We start from the raw sequence: 21,261 nt of genomic DNA on the forward strand, positions 1-21,261 counted from the left end.
TCTATTCTATAACAGTTTTTATCGTTCGTCAGCTATCAGCCTATGGAAATGTTTTTAAGCACTTAAATTGACAAGCGGATTTTAAAACGGTATTCTAAAACTGTACTTAAAAAACATACAAAAATATAGGGAGGTCTGCATCATGACAGCAGTGACGATTTTTGGTAAAGGAAACATGGGACAAGCAATTGGGGACGTTTTCCAACAAGGCGGCAATCAGGTAACCTTTATTGACCAAAGCGATCCGGTGGAGAACTTAGTCGAGCTGATTGTCTTAGCAGTGCCTTACTCGGCAGCGTTGGCGATTGCGAAGACCAATCAAGCGAAGTTTGCGGGGAAGACGGTCATTGATATTACCAATCCGTTAAACTTTGATACTTGGGATGAGCTAGTGGTACCGGCAGATAGCTCGGCTGCCGCGCAGATTGCGAAATTACTGCCGGAGTCTCACGTCGTCAAGGCCTTCAATACCACCTTTGCGGCCACACTAAAGAGTCGCCAGGTAGCGGGCCAACAGACGACGGTCATGGCTGCTTCGGATTCTGCGGACGCCAAGGCCCAATTACAGGAAGCTTTAACGGATAGCGGCGTTGCTTTTGTGGATGCCGGCAAATTGAAGCGGGCGCGGGAATTAGAAAGCTTCGGGTTCTTACAGATGACCTTAGCGGCTCAAGAACAGATTGGCTGGACCGGGGGCTTTGCGGTTCTCAAGTAGCCGGTTTGTTCTGATACTGGATAGAAAATAGCTTGATTTAAAACGGGTTTTCAAATGACTGCGGTCGTTTGGAAGCCTTTTTTAGTCGATTGGTAGATTAAAGTTGACACTGAAAAGTCCTGGTTTAACGTGTCCTAACAATAGCAACCTTTTAAACTATAAACGGAATTAGTGTGGTTAGAAACCCAACCAGCACGCGATTTTTAGCAATAACATGTATACACTTGCATTTATTAGTTGCATTAATTGAATTATTGGATATGATAAGAGCATAAGAAATTATTGAGACATTGAAGAATCTCGAGGGGGATTTTTCGAGGGGGATGACAACATGTACAGCACACACACATTTCGAAAACCAGAAACGCGTTATTGGCTGGTCGCAGCCATGACTTTGGCGACATTAAGCGTGAGCTCGGGTATCACGGCGAACGCGGATACGAAGTCGGCGGCGGATGAGTCGACGTCGCAGGTTGGACAAGCCACAACCACGGCAACTTCCACGGCGACTTTGACGAGTCATTCGGACGATGCATCGTCTGCGGATACCACGAAGCAGACGGCGGATGCAACCACTCAGGATACGACCACATCGCAGGATGATTCGACGCGTGATCAATCGTCAGCGTCCTCAACGACGGAAGATTCGAACACCGTAACGACGCCAACGGGTGCCACGAGCAATTCTGAACCGGAAGATTCAAACACCGCAACCACGCCAGCGGATGCCACGACCGACTCCGAGTCGAAAGGCACGGCATCCCAGAAAACTGCGCAGGACCAGGGGGATGAAACCCCGACGACCACACCAGAAGCGGATACGGATACCGTAGAAGACGCCGATGCGGTGGCCCAGAATGCGGCGCCTGCACCGGAAAATTCGAATTCAACGTCTCCGGTGAAAGCTAACGCCAAAAAGGCGGCGGCACCGGCGTCAGCAGCGTATAGTGATAGTAGTTGGTTTAACTGGCAAGTCGATGATGCGACGGGAACGGCAACGATCACGGGCGCTACTAAAAATTTAAGCGGTGCCATTTCGATTCCACCAACTTATACGGTCAATGGGAAGACTTATCAAGTGACGACGATTGGCCGGGCGGCCTTTGCTCAAAGCACGAATCTGGTCAATGGGCTGACTAGCGTGACCTTTAATCAGGGCCTCACGACCATTGAAGATTCGGCGTTTGCTTATCTGGATAGCCTAGAAGCTGTTGACTTCTCAGCGGCGACGACGTTACAGAAGATTGGGTACCAAGCATTCGTATCCACCAAGCTCACGACACTGACCTTACCGGACAGTGTCACCACGATTGGTCAAGAAGCTTTTACTTACGTGCCATTGATCAGTGTGACCTTGCCGGCGCAGTTGACGTCCCTGGGCAGTGCGGCCTTTTCTAGTGGGGGCTTGCAGAGCGTCGACCTTAGCCACGCCACGCAATTGACCAGTATCGGGGACCACGTCTTTGAAAACGACCAACTGACTAGCGTGGTTATCCCGGCTAACATCCAAACAATCGGGGTGAACGCTTTTGCGGCCAATCATGGGTTAGCGAGCCTGACGTTTGCACCGAATAGCCAACTGCTCAGTATTGGGGAGGGCGCCTTTATCTATGACGGTGCCTTGGCAGAAGTGGTCTTCCCGGATTCGGTGACGACGATTGGGAAGAATGCCTTCTTATCGGATACCGGTTTAACGCAGGTAACGTTTGGTGCTGGCCTGACCAGCATTGGCGACCAAGCGTTCACCTACGATGATCAACTTACCACGGCCGACTTTACCCGGGCGACTCAGTTGAAGAGCATTGGAACGGGTGCCTTTGAATATACGGGCCTTCATCAGGCCTTGACGTTACCGACATCGGTGACGACGATTGGTGACTTTGCCTTTGCGGGGAGCCAATTAACCGATTTGACGTTAAATGAGGGCTTACTCACGATTGGCGAAAGTGCCTTTAGTTACAACCATTTGAACCAGACGTTGACGATTCCGAAGTCGGTACAGACGGTGGGGGACCGGGCCTTCTTTGGAAACGAGTTGACCGCTGCAACGATTTTGGGGGATGAAACGGTACTAGGACAGGACGCGCTTTCCTATAATCGAATTACGCAGTTGACTAGTCCAAGCGTGACCACCATGCTAGCGGATGAACAGACCGTGACGCATTTTACGGATTCTAACGGGATTCACTTAAACGATCTCTTTACCGTGAATATGGGCGACCAAACGGAGCAGAATCTGGTGATTACCAATCTCTCTAGTGAGACGGGAACCGTGAGTCTGGTGAACGGTGGCTTTGTAGTCACGGAAGGAACCAAGCGATTTAATTTTGATTGGACGTTACCGGTCAATGGCGTGGCGGTATATCAGGGGCACTATACGGTCGTTTTGGATGACCCAAACATTAAGGTAGCTGATTCAACAATCTTCGTGGGAACGCCCTGGACACCAGCGGATAACTTCGTGAGCGCTGAAACGGATAGTGGTACTTCGATTCCGTTAGACAAGTTGACCGTTGAGTCGAACGTGGATACCAGTAAAGCCGGAAAGTATACGGTTACGTACCGGTATGGTTCCGAAGTCGAAACCGCTACGGTCACGGTACTGAAGCGGTTGGCCACCTTAACGTTGGAAGGCAATCAGCAGGTCGTTTATAATGGGACGGCTTGGACGCCTGACGCCACGCAATACTACGTTGACCTTCCAGATGGCAGCCGGTATCAACTGCAGGCGGGAGATTTGAATGCCCCAACCGTGACTAACGTGGGAGATTCACCCGTGACAGTCACGTTGTCGGCGGCAGGGATTGCCCATCTCAATGCCCTGCAACAAGCAGATATGTACGATTGGCAATTTGACCCTAGTGCAGCCACATTTGCGGTGACGCCGGCGACGGTCCAGTTGACCGTGAACTCGGCTGATAAGATAGCAGGTCAGGACGATCCGACCTTTGAAACGACCGTTACCGGGATGCCGGCCGATGGTGTGGCACTTAATTATACGGTCGTTCGGGAACCGGGTGAGACGCCCGGAACTTATCGTTTGACGGTCGACTTGGGGCAGAACACCAATTATCGGGTACTGGTCACGGATGGCACCCTGACGATTCGGCCCAACCAACAGACGTTGACCGGGCAGGATTACACCATGTACGTGGGCGACCCGACCCCAACCAGCGCTGACTTTGGTGCCACTGCGACGGATGCGGAAGGCCAACCTACGGACGTGATGGTGGATTTGGCGCATGTTGATTTAACGACGCCACAGACCTATCAGGTCGAGCTGAGTACGGCGGATGGGCAGAAATTAGTGGTGAACTTGCATGTTTTGGCGAACTTAACGACGCCCCTGACTGGGCAGGACTACACCATGCACGTGGGGGATGCAACGCCGACAGCCGAGGACTTTCAAGCGACGGCTACTGATAAGACCGGGGCAGCACTGACCCCGATTACGGTGGACTTGACGCAAGCGGACTTGGCGACGGCTGGTGACTATGCCGTCACCCTAAGCGTAGGGGATCAACAGATCAAGGTCTGGTTGCATGTATTAGCGGCATCTACGGGCGGAGAGACGCCTGAAGAACCCGACCCGGGTAACCCAGGCGACGGCGGCAATCCTGAGGAACCCGACCCAGGTAACCCTGGTGATGGCGGCAATCCTGAAGAACCTGACCCGGGTAATCCTGGCGACGGCGGCAATCCTGAGGAACCCGACCCGGGTAACCCTGGTGATGGCGGTAACCCTGAGGAACCCGATCCAGGCAACCCAGGCGACGGCGGTAACCCTGAAGAACCTGAGCCAGGTAACCCCGGCGATGGTGGTAACTCTGAAACACCAGATCCTGAAGTCCCTGGTGATGGTGGTAACGTCGTTGATCCTGATCAGCCAATTGATGGTGGTAATGGGGATACCAGTGTGGCGGGTCCCGGTAACGGGGCTACCGATACACCTGATGGCGAGCAGTCGGGACGGCCTGGTGTTAAGCCAACGGCTCCGACTACTGGAAGTCAGGCTACGGTAAATCAGCAACCACAACAGGGCGCTCAGCCCGCTAAGGTGACTACGTTGGCCAATCAAACGACGTCGACGCAACGGTCGATGACTCAGACTAAATCGACAGCCACGCAGGCAGCCACGCCAGCGCACCAAGCCACCACGTTACCCCAAACTGGTGAGCAGAAGACCGGTTGGGCAGCGGTGCTGGGGCTCCTGTTAGGGAGCTTAGGGTTAGCTGGGCATCGCCGGGTACGGCGGCACCAAGATTAACTAGACCTTAATAGGACAACAAAAGGCGCTCAGAACTGGGAGAGTATCCCAGCGCTGAGCGCCTTTTTGACGGTCTTACATCAGAATCTTTGAGAGGAAGTCCTTGGCCCGATCCGTTTGGGGATGCGCGAAGAACTCGGCGGGCGTGCTGTTTTCTTGAATATAGCCGTCAGCCATGAACCAGATACGGTCGGCCACGGACTTCGCGAAGCCCATTTCGTGGGTGACCACCACCATGGTCATCCCTTGGTTAGCCAGTTGTTGCATGACACCTAAGACTTCGCCGACCATTTCGGGGTCTAGCGCGGAGGTTGGTTCGTCGAAGAGCATCACCTTAGGGTTCATCGCCAGTGCTCGGGCGATGGCGACCCGTTGGGCTTGTCCACCGGATAGACTGGCAGGAAAGGCGTCTGCGTGATCGTCAAGGTTAACCTGTTGGAGCAATTCGTGCGCCTGCTTAGTTGCTTCGGCGTCGCTGATGCCCTTTACTTTCATTGGTGCTAACTTGATGTTTTCGAGGACACTCATGTTAGGGAAGAGGTTGAAGCCTTGGAAGACCATGCCCATTTGTTCCCGTAGGGCGTTGACCCGCTTAGTATCCAAAGTGGTGAGGTCTTCACCGTTGAAGGCTACGTGGCCGCTGGTGGGCGTTTCTAGCAGGTTCAAGCACCGGAGAAAGGTACTCTTCCCACTTCCGGAGGGGCCGATGACCACGATTACTTGGCCGGTGTCGACCTGTTCCGTAATGTCTTTTAAGACACTGTTTTTACCGAAATCTTTCGCGAGGTTTTGAACCTCAATTACTGGTTTAGTCATGTTGCATGCTCCTTTCGAAGTGGTTCAAGATCCGTGAGGCGGTAAACGTCATGATAAAGTATAGCACCATGATGACCGCGATGGGGGCAACGCCACGGTAGGTATCTGACCGGACGATGTTGCTTTGGAAGATAAGTTCGGATACCCCGATGATGGAGACGATAGAACTGTCTTTGATCAAAGTAATAAATTCGTTCCCCAGTGACGGCCAGATGTTCTTAAGGGCTTGAGGCAAAATAACGAAGCGCATGGTAGCCCCACTGGTCATCCCTAGGCTTCGAGCGGCTTCGGTTTGACCATCATCCACGGAATTGATACCGCCCCGGATGTATTCAGCTACGTAAGCCCCAGAGTTTAAGGAAATAGCGATGATCCCGGACGTCAGGGCGGGGAGGTTCACGATGAGACCTAACCCGAAGTAGACGAACATGACTTGGACCATCATTGGCGTTCCCCGAATGAATTCGACGTAGGCCGTTGCTAACCAACGAATCAACGTTTGGACGACGCCACCGTGAAGCATCCGTGCAAGAGAGAGAATCACACCCAGGATGAATCCGAAGAAGACGGAGCAGACAGTGATGATCAGTGTGTATTCAATCCCCGTTAAGAAGGCTTTCCAATAGTGCCACATGCTGGTGTTCACAGTGTTGGTCTTTAAGTATTTCCCAGCAGCTGGTAAGTAGTCTTTGTTGACCAGGTCCTGCTTGTGGATCTGATCGACGGATTTGTTGGCGGCAGCCACCAAAGCGGTCGACCCCTTCTTGAAGGCGACGGCGGCGCTGGTATCGGAAGCACTTAAGTCGAAGTGACTAGGAATCATGGCCAATTGCTTGTTGTTGGCAACGTAGGCCTGAGCAGAAGGCTTTTCCATGGCGACCCCAGCAATCTTGTGACTCTGGAGGGCTAAAATCAGGTCGGAAACGGAGGTCATTCCTTTGACCTTAGTATCAGTGGTTTGTTTCTTGGATTCGTTGTACATGGTTGACCCAGTTTGGGCACCAATGGTCTTGCCTTTGAAGGAATCTTTGTCGCGGTAGAGTCCTTTTTCGCTCTTGTTAACCACGATACTGTACCCACCTTGGTAGTAAAGATGGGTAAAATCCACGTTCTTTTTCCGAGCAGGTGTGGGGTTCATCCCCGAGATGACCATGTCGACCTTACCGGTTTGTAAGGCGACCAATAGTGAATCGAAGGACATGGATTTGACTTTAAGCTTAACGCCTAGGCCCTTGGCGATTTTTTCACCAACGGCAACGTCCATCCCAACGATTTTGCTCTTGCCATGAACTGTGGCTTGGAATTCGTAGGGGGGATAGTCGGGCGAGGTCCCCATGACCAGCGTCCCTTTCTTTTGGACGCGGACCAGAGAATCATCGGCGGCGTGGGCCGTAGTTGGGCGGGTAGCCCATCCTAAGGTAATGGCGAGAATCAGGGTAATGAAAATAATGACTTTTTTCTTCATGGCACGGGCTCCTTGTTTTGAAATGATGGTACTTAGTATAGCCATCAATGCGTATTTATGCAATAACTAATTGGAAAAAATACGTTTTATACATAAAATATCCATTTTTTGGCCATAAAATGCCTTTTATACAGGATTTTGCCAGTGAATATTCATTGGAAGCGGATTCAGAAACGCCTGATAAGATATGATTGAAAAAAAACAAGGCCGGTGCTAAACTTAACAATGTCTGTTTTATATGGATATATAAAAACTTAGAAAAGAGGAGTTACGATGTCAGGACATTCTAAATGGCATAACATCCAGGGTCGGAAAAATGCCCAGGATGCAAAACGTGGAAAAATTTTCCAAAAGATCTCACGTGATTTGTACCAAGCTGCAAAAGCAGGTGGTGTTGATCCCGACGGTAACCCTCAACTTCGTTTGGAAATGGATAAGGCCCGGGCTGCTAACATGCCTAAGGAAAACATCAAGCGGGCGCTTGACAAGGCTTCCGGTGTTGGCGGTGCCAAGTTCGAAGAAATTACCTATGAAGGTTACGGCCCAGCTGGGACTGCCATCATGGTTGCTGCCTTGACGGATAATAAGAACCGGACGGCTGCCGCTATTCGTTCCGCCTTTACGCACCACGGCGGTTCTCTTGGCGCAAACGGTTCCGTTTCCTACATGTTCGATCGTAAAGGGTACATCGTGATTTTACGCGATGACCTGGACACGGATGAAGACACGATGTTGATGGATGCACTTGATGCCGGCGCTGATGACATGGATACGACCGATGACGAATTTACGATTTGGACGGATCCTTCTTCAGAAACTGCTGTCCGGGACGCATTACAAGCCAAGGGCTACAAGCTCGATACGGCTGAAGTGCGGATGTTCCCACAAACTACGACGGAAGTTCCCGAAGATAAGGTCAGCCAATACCAAGGCTTAATTGATGAATTAAACGCCAACGATGACGTTTCTGACGTTTACGAAGCGGCCGTCTTACCAGAAGGCGTTGAATAAACGAAGTTGATTGAGTAGTCGTTGTTTTAAAATCCCCTACATTAACGGGTAACCGTTGACGTAGGGGATTTTTAGTTGCTGATTCCGGTGGCAAGGGGTCCTTTACAGCGTAATTTGCTAGGGTGGTCATCGATGGTATCGGAATTTAAGAGCGTCAGCACTTGCGTAAAAAACGAAAATGGTTCACTATGAGTTTAGTGGAAACCATTAATCTGCTATACTAATAATCTACTATTTAGGTTTAACGACTAACTGATTGATAGAGTCGTTAACACAAGGGACGATTTTGTGATGAATTCAGCACATAAAGATCAAGCGCAACGAATTTACTATAACCGAATGCCCATTGCTGACCAGCTGGCGACTATCGCGCACGTCATCCGGTTGTGCGGTGAAGACCTGGTGTTTACCGACTACCTCAAGAAGCAGCTTGCAACGGAACACCGGACGATTGATAGCGATGAGCTAAGTCGCATCCTCAATGATAGTCAGTACAACATTATTGGGGTAACCAAGACGCCCCATGATACTTATACGGATGTCCGCTATATCTTGCAAGGCACCCACGTTTTTTCTGCGGAATTGAACGGACGCCCCATTAAGGCGCTTTTGCGGTTAGTTTTGTCGGAGACCCGGCGAAGTATCGTGACGGCCTACTACAGTGACGTGACACGGTTTTATGATTAAGTGATCTGGTGACGTGGGGACTGGACTGACTTTTGGCACACATGCCGTTATGGTGATAGTGTAAATTTAAGGCGACCGCCTTTTACCTGGTAACTATCAGGTGAAGGACGGTCGTTTTGTCGTCTTGTCGGATATTTTGCAAGGTTTTTCGAAAAAAACCAGGCCGTTTCCGGAATTCACGCGTAAGCGACTAAAAGGGGGAACGAACCATGCTGCAAGCATTGGTCACGGAGTTATTAACGGCGGCGGTGACGCAACGGGCAAGCGATGTTTACCTGATACCGGCTGGACAGGCGATGATCATCCGGCTACGAACGGCCAAGGGATTGCGCAGGTGGCGGACGGTACCGCTGGCGACGGGGAATCAATTGCTGACTTACTTCAAGTTTCATGCGGATATGGCGGTCAGTGAACGGCGACGACCGCAATCCGGGGCGTTAACTTGGCAACAGACCACGCCACCGGTTGATTTACGGTTCTCAACAGTCGGGGATTATGCCGGTCGGGAGTCGTTGGTCATCCGGGTGATTTATCCCTATCAGCACTTGGCAATGGCGTATCTGGTTCCAGAACAGGTCCTTAGACTACAGGCCCTGGCGACCCAGCGAGGCCTGTGCCTGTTCGCGGGACCGACGGGGTCGGGAAAGACCACGACAATGTACACTCTAGCCCAGCAGATGGCCACTACAGCCGTGGTGTTGACCATTGAAGATCCGGTCGAGATTAAGGAGCCACAGTTTCTACAACTCCAGGTGAATCCCACGGCGGGGATGGATTACGTAGAGTTGCTTAAGTTGGGGTTACGGCACCGCCCCGACGTTTTTATCATCGGCGAGATTCGTGACACCGAAACAGCCCAGGCTGCGGTCCGGGCGGCACTAAGCGGGCACCTAGTCCTAAGTACGGTCCACGCACGTTCGGCAGGGGGGACGGTCACGCGACTCCTAGAATTAGGGGTTGACCGTCAGCAGTTACGTCAGACTTTGACGCTAGCCTGTTATCAACGATTGATTCCCCGTGTCGCTCAGGGTCCCGCTGTCTTATTTGACGTGGCCGCGGCGGATGACCTCTGGCAAGCATCGACAGGGATGCAGAAAGGATGGCACGATGCCTTGGAAAGCGCGGTTACAACGCGGACCATTACGGCGGTTACGGCGGTTACGGCGCAACGCTACGCCAACGGGTAACTGGTCTTTAACGCAACAAGCCCGGATTTGTCAGCTACTGGCTGATCAGCTGGCCAGTGGATTTTCATTAAAACAGGCGGTGGGATTTTTACAAGCTACACAGCCACAAATGGCGCCTAGCTTAGCGCAAATTGCAACGAGGTTGGCGGCAGGACAATCGTTAGTGACCTGTTTGGAGCCTTATCTAGTGGCCCATGTGTGGCTTCAATTAGATCTAACGGCGACCCATGGGGCGTTACGTCCGGCGTTACAGCACGCGGCGACTGTCTTGCGATTGTTGGCCACGCAACGGCGGCAATTACGGCAGCTTTTGGCTTATCCAGTTGGCTTGCTGGTGGGAATGGGGCTACTCTTCGGGACCCTGCAGTGGGGAGTCTTGCCCCAATTACAGACCAGTTTGGCCCCGCAACTCCCAGACCGTGTGACTTGGTCATTACGCGGATTGGGCCTCTTAGGCCTGTTGGGAAGCTTGGTGGTCGCATGGTTGGGGTGGACCGGTTGGCGGCGCGCGACGGCAATTCAGCGGGTGACCTTCTTAGTCCGTTGGCCGGTAGTGGGGACACTGGTGCGGGCCTACTATGGCTATTATTTGACGGAGACGCTTAGCCGCTTGGTCCAGGGGGGCTTGAGCGTCCAGCAGATGTTACGTGTGCTGCAAGACCTCCCGCCACAAGCATTGCTTCATCAGATGGCCGATCAGTTGGCACAACGGCTAAATCAAGGTCAAGGACCGGTGGATTGGCTTAAGGCCCAGCGCTATTTGCCACCCCAATTAGGAATGTTTCTTGAAAAGGGGAGTTCTACGAGCGTGCTAGCGCGAGAATTGACGGCTTATAGCCAGCTACAGTACCGTGAACTAGTCCGTTTGACAGAACGGGCCTTGGCCTGGGTTCAGCCGATTTTGCTGACGGTTGTGGCGGGGCTGGTGGTCACGGCTTACCTAACGCTATTGTTGCCGCTCTACCATAATTTACAGGAGGTCTATCCGTGAAAGAACGTCGAGGATTTACGCTAGTTGAGATGACGATTGTTTTGTTTATTATTTCATTGCTGATTTTGATTATTCTACCCAACTTGAACGGGCAGCGGCACCGGGCACAGGGCATCCATCAGCGGGCGATGCAGACGGTGGTCCAAGGGCAGGTGACGGCCTACTTGGATGATCATCCGACGAGCGAGACGATTACCTATGATCAGCTGTTAAAAACGGGATATTTGACCCGCCAACAGGTGGCCCAGGCCCAACAGGAACACTTGAAGATCACGGGAAATGAGGTGACGGGTGGTTAGGCGTCGGTCGGGGTTCACGATGTATGAGATGATCTTGGTTCTGATGATTGTCGCGGGGATGCTGACACTGCTTGCCCGTCCAGCCCGGGCGACGCAGGCGGTTTACGCCGAACGGGCCTTTTGGCCGGCGTTCCAGCGCTTCTGGCAGAGCAGTCGACAGACGGCGATGCGTAAGCGTCGTCAGGTGCAGATTAAGGTGGTCAGTGACCAACGACAGCTCCAGTTGTGGACCTATCCGCCGAACGAACGGCTCATTCAGCGCTTACCACTGCCGGGGAGTTTGCAACTGGAAGCGGGGCAGGGAGATTGCTTTCTCTTTTACCCCTCCGGCTATGTCCGTGCGCGAACGGTGATCTGGCGGAGCCGAGAAACCCAACGTTGGTGGCATCAAGCGATTCAGTTAGGGGGACGAGTATTTGAAGTTACGGAAACGACGACGCCGTAGGTGCGGGTCCTGGGGGAGCGCTGATCGTCAGGGTTGGTTATTGCCGGATACCCTGTTGGCGTTGAGCTTGGTGGCGGGAACCTTGGCGATGACGCAACAAACCGTGGTCATGACGCGACACTGGGCCGCCCGGGATGACCAGCGACTGCAGGTGGTCCGGCAGGCGCGGGACCAGGCTCTGCTTCAGGTTGTGCAGGCACCATGAATCAGCGCCAGGGGTTTACGTTAGTCGAAGCACTTCTTAGTCTGGGAGTTGTCGCGCTACTCTTGGGCTTGACGACGGGCTGGGGGCGGTACTTAAGCCGGCCGTCGGGGGTGGATTCAACGGCCCCCTACGTTATGATTCAGGCGTTAGAGCGACCAGGACGCTACGAATACGTGGGGCTAAAGGAACAGGGGATCTTATTAAAGGATCACTTTGACGCAGAAAAAGTCGTTTGGTTAACGGTAAATGAGCGGGGAATCCTAGGAATTAGCGATCAGCTGGGTCGCGGGCACTTACCGATTCTAACCGACGTAACAGCGTTGGAATGGCAGCCCGTAGCGACTACGGGAACGGTGATTTTACGAGTGAAACGGGGGAGACGAGCTAAATGGCAAACCGCACTGCTGGACTTGCGGGCACCAAGCGGGGATTTGTGACCGTTTGGGCGCTCGCCTTTTTGGCCATGATGACGGTCATCATGAGTTTAATGTTGATGGGACAAAGTGCCCGGCACCAGACAACGGAGCGATTGATTCGCGTCTATCGGCGAGAAACGCGGCATTATCGCGAAGAGTTAGCGCAACGACTAAGGGAGACTCCGACCGTGACCAGCCGGGACGTTCACAAACATGCTTGAATAGTGCTTAAAAAATCGGTAATATAGACAACGGATACATTGTGTTATGGAATTTTCACAAGGAGGCGAAGCGTCCTGTCACAAGAACAGACAGAAGCGCTCTTTAAAGTTCTGGATCAGTCCACAACGACTTTACAGAAAGCGCTTAGTACATCTTATCTAGATGCCTTTATCGAGACGGGCGATAATTTGCTTAACGGTGAGGTTCAGGTTGAAGATGGGCGTCCTAATCAGGCAACGGTTACCACATTAACGGCGCTTTATCAGCAAGCGCCTTGGCAGAGTTATGATGCTGAGACGGTTCGACGAGCAATTCAACTGGTCATGTTGAAGGCAATCCGAGTCGACGAGATTCAAGCCAATCATCAATTAACCCCTGATACGATTGCGTATATTATGGGGTATCTGGTGACCCGGTTGGAACACAAGAAACAGCATCTGACGCTGTTGGACCTAACGGTTGGGACGGGGAACTTGCTGACGGCAGTGGTTTCCCAGTTGAAGGCGGTTGTTGCTGGTAAGATTGAGGCGTATGGGGTCGATAACGATGACACCATGTTATCGATTGCCCAGCTGTCTAGCAATCTGCAGCGGTTACCAATCGAATACGTCCATCAGGATGCTCTGGAGCCTTTATTGGTTCCGGCCAGTGACTTGATTGTGGCGGACTTGCCAATTGGGTATTACCCCGTTGACGCCAACGCCGCGACGTATCAGACCCATGCAGCTGAGGGCCATTCGTTCGTCCACCATCTCTTGTTGGAGCAGGCCGTACGGCAACTAACACCAGGTGGTATCGGGGTCTTCTTGGTTCCGTCGCAGTTGTTCCAGACTGCGGAGGCCAAGGGACTCTTGAAATGGTTGCCAACGAACGCTTACCTACAAGGGTTGTTGAACCTCCCGCGTGAATTGTTTGCCAATGCGAATGCTCAGAAAGCCATCCTGATTCTTCAGAAACCAGGGGCGGGAGCACAGCAGGTCGAACAAGTCATGCTGGGTGAATTTCCATCATTTAAAGATCAATCAGCGTTTCAAAAGTTTATCGCAGAAATCGTCCAGTGGGAAGAACAGAACTTACTGACCGATCACGCGTAAAAGGAGAAAAGACCACATGGGAAAATCTATTGCAATTAACGCCGGTAGTTCGACGTTGAAGTTCAAACTGTTCCAAATGCCAGAAGAGTCCGTTATCGCTGAAGGGGCCATTGACCGGATCGGGTTAGGGAACTCCTTAGTTGAAGTTAAATATGGTGACGGCCAAAAGTATGAAACGCGTCAAGATGTGAATGACCATAAAGAAGCCATTCAATTGATGTTAGACCAATTGACGGAATTGAAGATCATTACGAACTTTGACGAAATCACGGGTGTGGGTCACCGGGTCGTTGCCGGTGGTGAAGAGTTCAAGGACTCTGCCATTATTGATGACGATGTCTTGAAGAAGATTGAAGACTTAGCGGAATACGCGCCACTGCATAACCCAGCCGCTGCGATGGGCATCCGGGCGTTCAAGAAGATTTTGCCAAACGTTTTGAGTGTGGCCGTCTTCGATACGTCCTTCCACCAGTCCATGCCAGAAGTTAACTACATGTACGGGATTCCTTACGAGTACTACCAAAAGTTCGGTGCCCGGAAGTACGGGGCACACGGAACCAGTCACCGTTACGTGGCTAGCCGGGCCGCTGCCATGTTAGGCAAGCCGTTGGAAGACTTGAAGTTGATCACCATGCACCTGGGTGCTGGGGGCTCCATTACGGCCATCAAGAACGGTAAGTCCTTCGATACGTCCATGGGCTTTACGCCACTGGCCGGGATCGAAATGGCGACCCGTTCTGGGGATATTGATGCGTCATTAGTGGCTTACTTGATGGAAAAGTTAAACATTGAAAAGCCAAGTGACATGATCAACATCTTGAACAAGAAGTCCGGTCTTCTGGGTGTTTCTGGAGTGTCTGCTGATATGCGGGACCTGGAAAAGGTTCAGGATAAGAACCACCGGGCCAAGTTGGCGCGGGACATGTTCATCAGCCGGATCGTACGGTACGTTGGTGCCTACCTGGCTGAATTAGGTGGTGCAGACGCCATTGTTTACACGGCCGGTGTTGGTGAGAACGATATCATGATTCGTCAAGAAGTTGCGGACAAGTTAGGCTACTTTGGCATCGGGGTTGATCCTGAAAAGAACAACATCCGGGGTGTTGAACGGGACTTGAGTAAGGCAGGTTCGAAGATTAAGACCCTGTTGATCCCAACTAACGAAGAATTAATGATTGTTCGGGATATCGAACGGTTACGTAAGCAAGCTTAAGATTGCTTAAATGAAGGCCTCCACCGGGCACTGACTGGTGGGGGCCTTTAATTCACATTAAGATGAATAAAATTCATGTAAGTAAATATAAGGTGAACCAAAAGCGATGATGGCGGGGATTCAGTTCCGCTAAAGCTACTGAACTAACCAGCGTCGTCTCTGGTATTGTGCCCTTGAGCGTGTATAATATATTTCAACAAGGGGGAAGTAAAATGAAAAACACTCAATCAACTTCAAACCAAAACTTTTCTCGTGAACTCAAAAGCCGTCACGTTCAGTTGATTGCGTTGGGGGGCACGATTGGAACCGGGCTATTCTTAGGATCTGGTCAAGGAATCCACTTAGCTGGGTCATCGATTCTACTCGCTTACTTAATTACGGGAATTATGTGTTTCTTACTGATGCGGGCGTTGGGGGAACTCCTGCTTTCAGACTTAAACGTGCATTCGTACATTGATTTTATTCAGCGCTACCTGGGGTCGAATATGAGCTTTGTGGCTGGATGGACGTATTGGGTCTGTTGGATCACGATTGCGATGGCCGAGATTACGGCGGCTGGGCAGTACATGCAGTATTGGTTCCCACAGCTGCCCCAATGGGTTACCGGCTTGGTACTTCTGGGAATCCTGCTACTCTTGAATTCTGTGACCGTTAGTGCGTTTGGGGAAACGGAATTTTGGTTTGCCATCATCAAGATTGTCGCCATTGTGGCGTTAATCCTCGCTGGGATTTATATGGTCAGCGTGCAGTTTCCAACGCCGGTTGGTCACGCCAGTGTCAGCAACTTGTCCCAAGGCGGCTTCTTTGCCAACGGCTGGAAAGGATTCTTCTTATCCTTCCAGATGGTGCTCTTTAGCTTTGTTGGTATTGAAATGGTAGGGATGACAGCTTCCGAAACGGCGGATCCTAAGAAAGTCATTCCTAAGGCCGTCAACGAAATTCCTATGCGGATTATTCTCTTCTACTTGGGTTCACTATTGGCCTTGATGTGCATCTACCCATGGCAATCGATTTCGCCGACCAGCAGTCCGTTTGTTCAGGTCTTCAAGAATGCCGGGGTTCAAGCGGCGGCTTCAATCATTAACTTCGTGGTGTTAACGGCAGCGGCTTCGGCCTGCAACAGTTCGTTATTCACAACGGGGCGGATGCTCTTTTCTCTGACGTATCAGGGGAAGGGCCGGTTTGCCAAGCGGATGGGTACCCTGTCTAAGGCTCAGGTGCCTGTACACGCATTGCGGTTCTCTACGGTTATCATTGCCGTTTCGGTCTTCTTGAACCTGTTGATTCCGGGACACGTTTTTGCCTTTGTTGCCAGCGTTGCGACGACCTGCTTCCTGTTCATTTGGGGGGCAATCGTGGTGGCTCACCTGAAGTACCGGAAGCATTTACAGGCCACCAAGCAACCGGGACACGGCTTTGCGATGCCATGGTTCCCCTTCACGGACTATTTGGTCTTGGTCTTCTTGGCGGGAGTCGCCATCGTCCTCTTGTTCCGGACGGATACGCTGATTGCATTGATTGGGTCTGCGGTATGGTTAACGGCGTTGTGGTTAGGTAAACGACTACGGGACCGTGAGAAGACCAGTGCCGTGGTTGCCGAGCACGTGTCGTCACAGACGCACACAGACGTAGAGTCTGATGATTCAACACATTAAAATCGCTAAAAGACGTGGGTCACTGGACAGAAATTGCCCGGGGACCCACGTTTTGACGTGGTGACTTTTCCGGCATGTATCCGGCGAGAAGCGGGGGAAAGTGCTACGATAAATGTAACGAGTAAAATGGAGGGATCATAACATGAAGACGTTATCACTAGCTGGGCAGACGGTTCCAGCAATCGGTATTGGAACTTGGCATATGGGTGACCGTCCAGAATTACGGGATCAAGAGATCGCGGCGATTCGGGCTGGCGTTCAAGCTGGCGCGCGGGTTATCGATACTGCCGAGATGTACGGCTCTGGTCGCTCGGAGCGATTGGTGGGGGCGGCGATTCAGCCGTTGGACCGGCAACAACTCTTTTTGATTTCTAAGGTCCTCCCGGAAAATGCCTCGCGCGAGCGAATGGCTGCGAGTTTGGAAGCCAGTCTACAACGCTTGGGAACGGACTACTTAGACCTCTATCTGTACCATTGGCGGGGAACCGTTCCCCTAGCGGAAACGGTGGCGGAATTAGAACGCCTGCAGAGTACCGGGAAAATCAAGGCGTGGGGCGTGTCTAACTTTGATCGTGATGATTTGGAAGAACTCTGGCAGCTGCCAGGTGGCCCCCACGTTCAGGCCAATGAGGACTTGTACCATCTGGGGAGCCGGGGAATCGACTATGCCGTGCTTCCCTGGCAACGGGAACATCAGGTCCCACTAATTGCGTATTCCCCGGTGGCTCAAGGGGATTCTTGGGGGCAACACCTCACGACGAACCCGGTGGTGCAGAAGCTGGCTCAACGCCATCAGGTGAGCGTCTATCAGTTACTTTTAGCGTGGGTCATTCGGAACCCGCAAGTTTTAGCGATTCCCCAGACCAGTTCGGTGGCCCATATGCGGCAGAATTTAGCCGCTTTGTCCCTGGAGCTACGTCCGGAAGAGTTAGCGGCGTTGGATGAACAATTCCCGCAGCCAACGCATAAGGAACCGTTGGACGTCATTTAGGAGGCTACAGGATGCAATATTTTACGTCAGATACACATTTTTTTCATAAAGACCTTTTGGGGAACAACGAATTTGCTCCGCGGCCCTTTCCGTCCGTCGAGGTCATGAATCAGACGATTATTGACCACTGGAATGCACGGGTCGCCCCGACTGATACGGTCTACCACTTAGGCGATATCGCGCTGTACTTTACGCACCCGGCGAGTCAGTCGAATCAGGCGGTGGGTGAGGTACTTTCTCAGCTTAACGGCCATTTAGAACTTATCAAGGGCAATCATGATAGTCGCGCGTTATTTAAGTACTTAGCCGCGAATAATCCGATTGACCACGGTCGGCCGAAGTACGCTTTTCATGACGTGGGGGTGCTGATTAAGTATGATCACCGCCAGTACTATCTGACCCATTACCCGATGATGTTGGGAATCGTCAAGCAGATCATTAATCTGCACGGACATATCCACCATTATGCGGTGCCGGTCAAGGAGAATATCAATGTTGGGGTGGACACGCCGGAACAACGGTACTTAGATGCGCCACTCCCGTTTGGTACGCCGTTTTCTACGGCTGAGATTGAACAAATGGTGACGGGCAAGGCCGCTGAGTTCAAGGCTAAACAATAGCTTGACCGAATTCAGGGGATGCCGTAGGATTAAATTCAGTATGATGAGGGGGCGTCGCATGGAACGAGTGACCATTTTACACACCAATGATTTGCATTCACATTTTGAGAATTGGCCGCGGATTCGGCGCTATTTGGCAACTACCCGGGCGTCAGCTGAAGCGGCGGGGTCCAGCGTATACACCGTTGATTTGGGCGATCATGTCGACCGGGTGCATCCCGTTTCCGAAGCCACAGCGGGGCAGAAAAACGTCCAGCTAATGAATCAGGTGGGTTACGATGCCGTGACGATTGGAAATAATGAGGGCTTAGGCTTTATGCGGCCCCAGTTAGATCATTTGTATGACCACGCGAACTTTCCCGTAGTCTTAGGAAACTTGAAGACCTTAGACACGCGCCAGACGCCAACTTGGGCGGTCGACCATCAATTTTGGACCACCCCGGCTGGGACGCGTATCTTGGTGTTGGGCTTGACGGCTCCTTATCAACTGACGTACCCACTGGCGGGGTGGTGGCCGATTGCGGCAAGTCAGGCTTTGGACCACTTGTTAAAGACCTATCGGGACCAGGCGGATGTCTGTGTCTTGTTGTCCCATCTAGGGATAACGGTCGACCGGCAGTTGGCCAAACGTTTCCCACAGGTTGACGTGATCATTGGGAGCCATACGCACCATCTACTCCCTCACGGGGAACGGGATCAGCACAGCTTACTGGCGGCTGCCGGAAAGTACGGGCAGTACGTGGGTAAGATTGAGTTGGACTTAGATGTGCACCACCGGATCACTACGGCTACGGCTAGTGTGGTGGCTACGGCCGACCTGCCCGTTGAGGCGGGAGACGCGGATGAAGTGACTGGGTTGAGCGACTTGGGACAGTCCTTGTTGGCCGAACAGCAGGTGGCGGAGATGCCCACGGCACTTGAGACTGATTGGACGGGACATCCGCAACTGGTCCGCGAAGGCTTGCACGCCATTGCGGAGTATGCGGGGACCCAGGCAGCTGTGTTGAATGCCGGTCTGTTCTTGACGGACCTTCCTCAGGGCTTGGTGACCCAGCGAGAGTTGCATGACTTGCTCCCCCACAGTATGCACGTGATGCGGGTAACGTTAGATGGGTACAACCTATGGCGGTTGGTTCAGGAATTCGAGATGGCCCGGTTATTTCTCCGGCATTTTCCGCAACGGGGCATGGGCTTTCGCGGTAAGGTGTTTGGTGAATTGAACTACCTCGGAATCGGGTACAATGCGCAGACCCATGCGGTGACTTGGCGGGGAGAGCCCGTGTCACCGTTAAAGACGTATCAGCTCGCTGTTGTGGATCATTACCGGTTTATTCCGTTCTTTCCAACGATCACGATTGCGGGACACAATGAAATTTTATATCACGACTTGTTGCGGGAGGTCTTCGCCCAATATCTGAGCAAGCACTATCCGGTAACCGGGTCTAGAAAGGATGAAATCAGTGGATCGTAAAGATTTAGAGGCCTTAGTTGCTGAGCAACGGGAAAAGCGCGAGCCTAGTGCGGAAGTGGTTCGGGTCGACGAGACCCACCTACAGATCAACGGGCACGGTTATGAAATCGTGGCGAATGAGCACGATGGATTCAACCTTGAGGAATTTGCTCAGCGCTACAGCACGATTTTAAGTAAATATGACTATTTAGTTGGCGATTGGGGCTTCGAACAGCTGCGGTTAAAGGGCTTCTATGCGGAAGACCGTGCGGGGGCAAAGCAAAATCAGATTGATGCGGTTCAAGATTACCTTTATGAATCGTGTAATTTTGGGTGTGCCTACTTTATTTTGCACAATCTGGATGCAAAACCCATTCAAAAGCCGCGCCGGAATCGGTCGCGCCGGCGCAATAATAACCATAATGGTAATGGTGAGAATAAGGCGGCGCGCAAAGGGAATCAGACGACGGCTAACGCAACCAAGGGGGCTGCGGCTGGTTCTACCAAGGACGGTCATTCAGGTAACGGCCATCGACGGCGTTCCCGTCATTCGCGGCACCGCAATAGTAATCATCCGTTCACGGAGGGCCAACGCCCAACAACCCCAGCCCCGACTAAGAAGACGAAGACTGTCGCGGTGGCTTCTGGTGGCCAGGGACGGCGACACTTTACCATTCGAAAGAAGAAGGAAGATTAGGAGGGACAACGCGTGAAAGACTATCAGGCATACATGATCGATTTGGACGGGACCGTCTACGCGGGGACGCAACGCTATCCTGCGGCTAAACGGTTCGTCGAACGGTTACAGGCTGCACGGATTCCCTTTAAGTTCGTGACGAATAATACGACTAAGCTACCGGTCGATGTGGTTCGTAATCTGGCGGATAACCATGATATTCATGTGACGGTGGATAACGTCTACACGGCAGGATTGGCAACGGCCGATTATTTAGATGGCTTAGCTGGTGAGACGGGTGAACGGACGGTGTACGTCGTCGGTGAGATTGGGTTACGCCAAGCGCTAGCCGCAAAAGGCTTCACGGTAGATGAGGAACGGCCGCAATATGTGGTCGTTGGTTTGGATAGCGATGTCACTTACGAGAAGTTTGCCAAGGCTATCTTAGCGATCAAGCGCGGCTCGACGTTTATCGGGACCAATTCTGATTCGAATATTCCCAAGGCACGGGGCCTCATGCCAGGCGCGGGCGCTTTGGTGGACCTGGTGCGCTATGCGACCCAGACGGATCCCATCTTTGTGGGGAAACCGGAGCCGATTATTCTACGTAACTCGTTGGCCCAGCTGGGTGTCTCGGCGGAACAAGCCCTCATGGTCGGTGATAATTACCAGACTGATATTCTGGCAGGAATTCATGCTGGCACGGATACGTTATTAGTGTATACGGGGGTTTCAACGCCAGAACAAGTGGCCCAACAGGCGATTCAGCCGACTTATACGGTTGCCTCACTAGATGACTGGGACCTTACCCGGGGGCCCCGTGCCTAGGTGGGGAC

21 protein-coding genes are annotated in these 21,261 nt (G+C 52.2%); 19 read left to right on the plus strand and 2 right to left on the minus strand.

Going from position 1 to position 21,261, the window contains the following annotated elements; genetic code table 11:
- Positions 1 to 142: 142 nt before the first annotated feature.
- Together RIN67_RS05110 and RIN67_RS05115 are read left to right on the plus strand one after the other, a co-directional pair.
- The gene (locus RIN67_RS05110) at positions 143 to 715 is read left to right on the plus strand and encodes an NADPH-dependent F420 reductase (protein ID WP_264999922.1); all 573 of its coding nucleotides are present in this window, start codon (positions 143 to 145) and stop codon (positions 713 to 715) included.
- 331 nt (positions 716 to 1,046) lie between these two features.
- On the plus strand, positions 1,047 to 4,982 hold the full coding sequence (locus RIN67_RS05115; RefSeq protein ID WP_313825990.1) for a leucine-rich repeat protein: 3,936 nt from the start codon (positions 1,047 to 1,049) through the stop codon (positions 4,980 to 4,982).
- A 75-nt stretch (positions 4,983 to 5,057) separates the two neighbouring features.
- On the opposite strand, the gene RIN67_RS05120 is transcribed toward RIN67_RS05115, so the two are convergent.
- Together RIN67_RS05120 and RIN67_RS05125 are read right to left on the minus strand one after the other, a co-directional pair.
- Positions 5,058 to 5,798, minus strand: a complete 741-nt coding sequence (locus RIN67_RS05120) for an amino acid ABC transporter ATP-binding protein (RefSeq protein WP_264999924.1) — start codon at positions 5,796 to 5,798, stop codon at positions 5,058 to 5,060.
- On the minus strand, positions 5,791 to 7,263 hold the full coding sequence (locus RIN67_RS05125) for an ABC transporter substrate-binding protein/permease (protein WP_264999925.1): 1,473 nt from the start codon (positions 7,261 to 7,263) through the stop codon (positions 5,791 to 5,793). The genes RIN67_RS05120 and RIN67_RS05125 overlap by 8 nt, the downstream gene beginning before the upstream one ends.
- Positions 7,264 to 7,536: 273 nt before the next feature.
- On the opposite strand from RIN67_RS05125, the gene RIN67_RS05130 reads away from it, so the two are divergent.
- The 17 genes from RIN67_RS05130 to RIN67_RS05210 all read left to right on the plus strand — a co-directional run bounded on the left by RIN67_RS05130 (position 7,537) and on the right by RIN67_RS05210 (position 21,253).
- The gene (locus RIN67_RS05130) at positions 7,537 to 8,274 is read left to right on the plus strand and encodes a YebC/PmpR family DNA-binding transcriptional regulator (protein ID WP_264999926.1); all 738 of its coding nucleotides are present in this window, start codon (positions 7,537 to 7,539) and stop codon (positions 8,272 to 8,274) included.
- A 291-nt stretch (positions 8,275 to 8,565) separates the two neighbouring features.
- Positions 8,566 to 8,961: a hypothetical protein gene (locus RIN67_RS05135; protein WP_056945081.1), complete on the plus strand. Its 396-nt coding sequence runs from the start codon at positions 8,566 to 8,568 to the stop codon at positions 8,959 to 8,961.
- A 209-nt stretch (positions 8,962 to 9,170) separates the two neighbouring features.
- Positions 9,171 to 10,148: a competence type IV pilus ATPase ComGA gene (comGA, locus tag RIN67_RS05140; RefSeq protein ID WP_313825989.1), complete on the plus strand. Its 978-nt coding sequence runs from the start codon at positions 9,171 to 9,173 to the stop codon at positions 10,146 to 10,148.
- Positions 10,069 to 11,139, plus strand: a complete 1,071-nt coding sequence (locus tag RIN67_RS05145) for a type II secretion system F family protein (RefSeq protein ID WP_313825988.1) — start codon at positions 10,069 to 10,071, stop codon at positions 11,137 to 11,139. Before comGA ends, RIN67_RS05145 begins: the two co-directional genes overlap by 80 nt.
- Positions 11,136 to 11,438 carry a prepilin-type N-terminal cleavage/methylation domain-containing protein gene (locus RIN67_RS05150; protein ID WP_082604921.1) on the plus strand — a complete coding sequence of 101 codons (303 nt, stop codon included), beginning with the start codon at positions 11,136 to 11,138 and terminating at the stop codon, positions 11,436 to 11,438. The genes RIN67_RS05145 and RIN67_RS05150 overlap by 4 nt, the downstream gene beginning before the upstream one ends.
- Before the next feature lie 19 nt (positions 11,439 to 11,457).
- Positions 11,458 to 11,883 carry a hypothetical protein gene (locus tag RIN67_RS05155; RefSeq protein ID WP_264999929.1) on the plus strand — a complete coding sequence of 142 codons (426 nt, stop codon included), beginning with the start codon at positions 11,458 to 11,460 and terminating at the stop codon, positions 11,881 to 11,883.
- Positions 11,855 to 12,088 (plus strand): hypothetical protein, encoded by a 234-nt coding sequence (locus RIN67_RS05160; RefSeq protein WP_264999930.1) that lies wholly within the window; start codon positions 11,855 to 11,857, stop codon positions 12,086 to 12,088. Before RIN67_RS05155 ends, RIN67_RS05160 begins: the two co-directional genes overlap by 29 nt.
- Positions 12,085 to 12,525 (plus strand): prepilin-type N-terminal cleavage/methylation domain-containing protein, encoded by a 441-nt coding sequence (locus tag RIN67_RS05165; protein WP_264999931.1) that lies wholly within the window; start codon positions 12,085 to 12,087, stop codon positions 12,523 to 12,525. The genes RIN67_RS05160 and RIN67_RS05165 overlap by 4 nt, the downstream gene beginning before the upstream one ends.
- The gene (locus RIN67_RS05170; RefSeq protein WP_147000011.1) at positions 12,477 to 12,725 is read left to right on the plus strand and encodes a hypothetical protein; all 249 of its coding nucleotides are present in this window, start codon (positions 12,477 to 12,479) and stop codon (positions 12,723 to 12,725) included. Before RIN67_RS05165 ends, RIN67_RS05170 begins: the two co-directional genes overlap by 49 nt.
- A 39-nt stretch (positions 12,726 to 12,764) precedes the next feature.
- Positions 12,765 to 13,820: a class I SAM-dependent methyltransferase gene (locus tag RIN67_RS05175; RefSeq protein WP_313825987.1), complete on the plus strand. Its 1,056-nt coding sequence runs from the start codon at positions 12,765 to 12,767 to the stop codon at positions 13,818 to 13,820.
- Positions 13,821 to 13,836: 16 nt separating this feature from the next.
- Positions 13,837 to 15,033, plus strand: coding sequence for an acetate/propionate family kinase (locus tag RIN67_RS05180; protein WP_264999933.1), 1,197 nt, complete (start codon positions 13,837 to 13,839; stop codon positions 15,031 to 15,033).
- A 212-nt stretch (positions 15,034 to 15,245) separates the two neighbouring features.
- Complete coding sequence (locus RIN67_RS05185; RefSeq protein ID WP_264999934.1) at positions 15,246 to 16,688, plus strand: amino acid permease; 1,443 nt, start codon at positions 15,246 to 15,248, stop codon at positions 16,686 to 16,688.
- Between the two features lie 142 nt (positions 16,689 to 16,830).
- Positions 16,831 to 17,679, plus strand: a complete 849-nt coding sequence (locus RIN67_RS05190) for an aldo/keto reductase (RefSeq protein WP_264999935.1) — start codon at positions 16,831 to 16,833, stop codon at positions 17,677 to 17,679.
- A gap of 11 nt (positions 17,680 to 17,690) precedes the next feature.
- Complete coding sequence (locus RIN67_RS05195; protein WP_024747013.1) at positions 17,691 to 18,299, plus strand: metallophosphoesterase family protein; 609 nt, start codon at positions 17,691 to 17,693, stop codon at positions 18,297 to 18,299.
- Positions 18,300 to 18,357: 58 nt separating this feature from the next.
- Entirely contained in the window at positions 18,358 to 19,770 is a 1,413-nt protein-coding gene (locus tag RIN67_RS05200; RefSeq protein WP_264999936.1) for a bifunctional metallophosphatase/5'-nucleotidase, read from the plus strand.
- A complete protein-coding gene (locus RIN67_RS05205) occupies positions 19,751 to 20,446 on the plus strand; it encodes a YutD family protein (RefSeq protein ID WP_264999937.1) in 696 nt (231 codons plus the stop codon). Before RIN67_RS05200 ends, RIN67_RS05205 begins: the two co-directional genes overlap by 20 nt.
- Before the next feature lie 12 nt (positions 20,447 to 20,458).
- Positions 20,459 to 21,253 (plus strand): TIGR01457 family HAD-type hydrolase, encoded by a 795-nt coding sequence (locus RIN67_RS05210; RefSeq protein WP_264999938.1) that lies wholly within the window; start codon positions 20,459 to 20,461, stop codon positions 21,251 to 21,253.
- Positions 21,254 to 21,261: the final 8 nt, after the last annotated feature.

This window comes from Levilactobacillus namurensis, assembly GCF_032197885.1.
Classification (GTDB): Bacteria; Bacillota; Bacilli; order Lactobacillales; family Lactobacillaceae; genus Levilactobacillus; species Levilactobacillus namurensis_A.

Coding starts and splice junctions, on each gene's coding strand:
- RIN67_RS05120 (WP_264999924.1), bottom strand. CDS start 5,798: ATGACTAAACCAGTAATTGAGGTTCAAAACCTCGCGAAAGATTTCGGT.
- RIN67_RS05180 (WP_264999933.1), top strand. CDS start 13,837: ATGGGAAAATCTATTGCAATTAACGCCGGTAGTTCGACGTTGAAGTTC.
- RIN67_RS05190 (WP_264999935.1), top strand. CDS start 16,831: ATGAAGACGTTATCACTAGCTGGGCAGACGGTTCCAGCAATCGGTATT.
- RIN67_RS05200 (WP_264999936.1), top strand. CDS start 18,358: ATGGAACGAGTGACCATTTTACACACCAATGATTTGCATTCACATTTT.
- RIN67_RS05115 (WP_313825990.1), top strand. CDS start 1,047: ATGTACAGCACACACACATTTCGAAAACCAGAAACGCGTTATTGGCTG.
- RIN67_RS05125 (WP_264999925.1), bottom strand. CDS start 7,263: ATGAAGAAAAAAGTCATTATTTTCATTACCCTGATTCTCGCCATTACC.
- comGA (WP_313825989.1), top strand. CDS start 9,171: ATGCTGCAAGCATTGGTCACGGAGTTATTAACGGCGGCGGTGACGCAA.
- RIN67_RS05165 (WP_264999931.1), top strand. CDS start 12,085: ATGAATCAGCGCCAGGGGTTTACGTTAGTCGAAGCACTTCTTAGTCTG.
- RIN67_RS05145 (WP_313825988.1), top strand. CDS start 10,069: ATGCCTTGGAAAGCGCGGTTACAACGCGGACCATTACGGCGGTTACGG.
- RIN67_RS05155 (WP_264999929.1), top strand. CDS start 11,458: ATGTATGAGATGATCTTGGTTCTGATGATTGTCGCGGGGATGCTGACA.
- RIN67_RS05170 (WP_147000011.1), top strand. CDS start 12,477: ATGGCAAACCGCACTGCTGGACTTGCGGGCACCAAGCGGGGATTTGTG.
- RIN67_RS05195 (WP_024747013.1), top strand. CDS start 17,691: ATGCAATATTTTACGTCAGATACACATTTTTTTCATAAAGACCTTTTG.
- RIN67_RS05185 (WP_264999934.1), top strand. CDS start 15,246: ATGAAAAACACTCAATCAACTTCAAACCAAAACTTTTCTCGTGAACTC.
- RIN67_RS05110 (WP_264999922.1), top strand. CDS start 143: ATGACAGCAGTGACGATTTTTGGTAAAGGAAACATGGGACAAGCAATT.
- RIN67_RS05135 (WP_056945081.1), top strand. CDS start 8,566: ATGAATTCAGCACATAAAGATCAAGCGCAACGAATTTACTATAACCGA.
- RIN67_RS05205 (WP_264999937.1), top strand. CDS start 19,751: ATGAAATCAGTGGATCGTAAAGATTTAGAGGCCTTAGTTGCTGAGCAA.
- RIN67_RS05130 (WP_264999926.1), top strand. CDS start 7,537: ATGTCAGGACATTCTAAATGGCATAACATCCAGGGTCGGAAAAATGCC.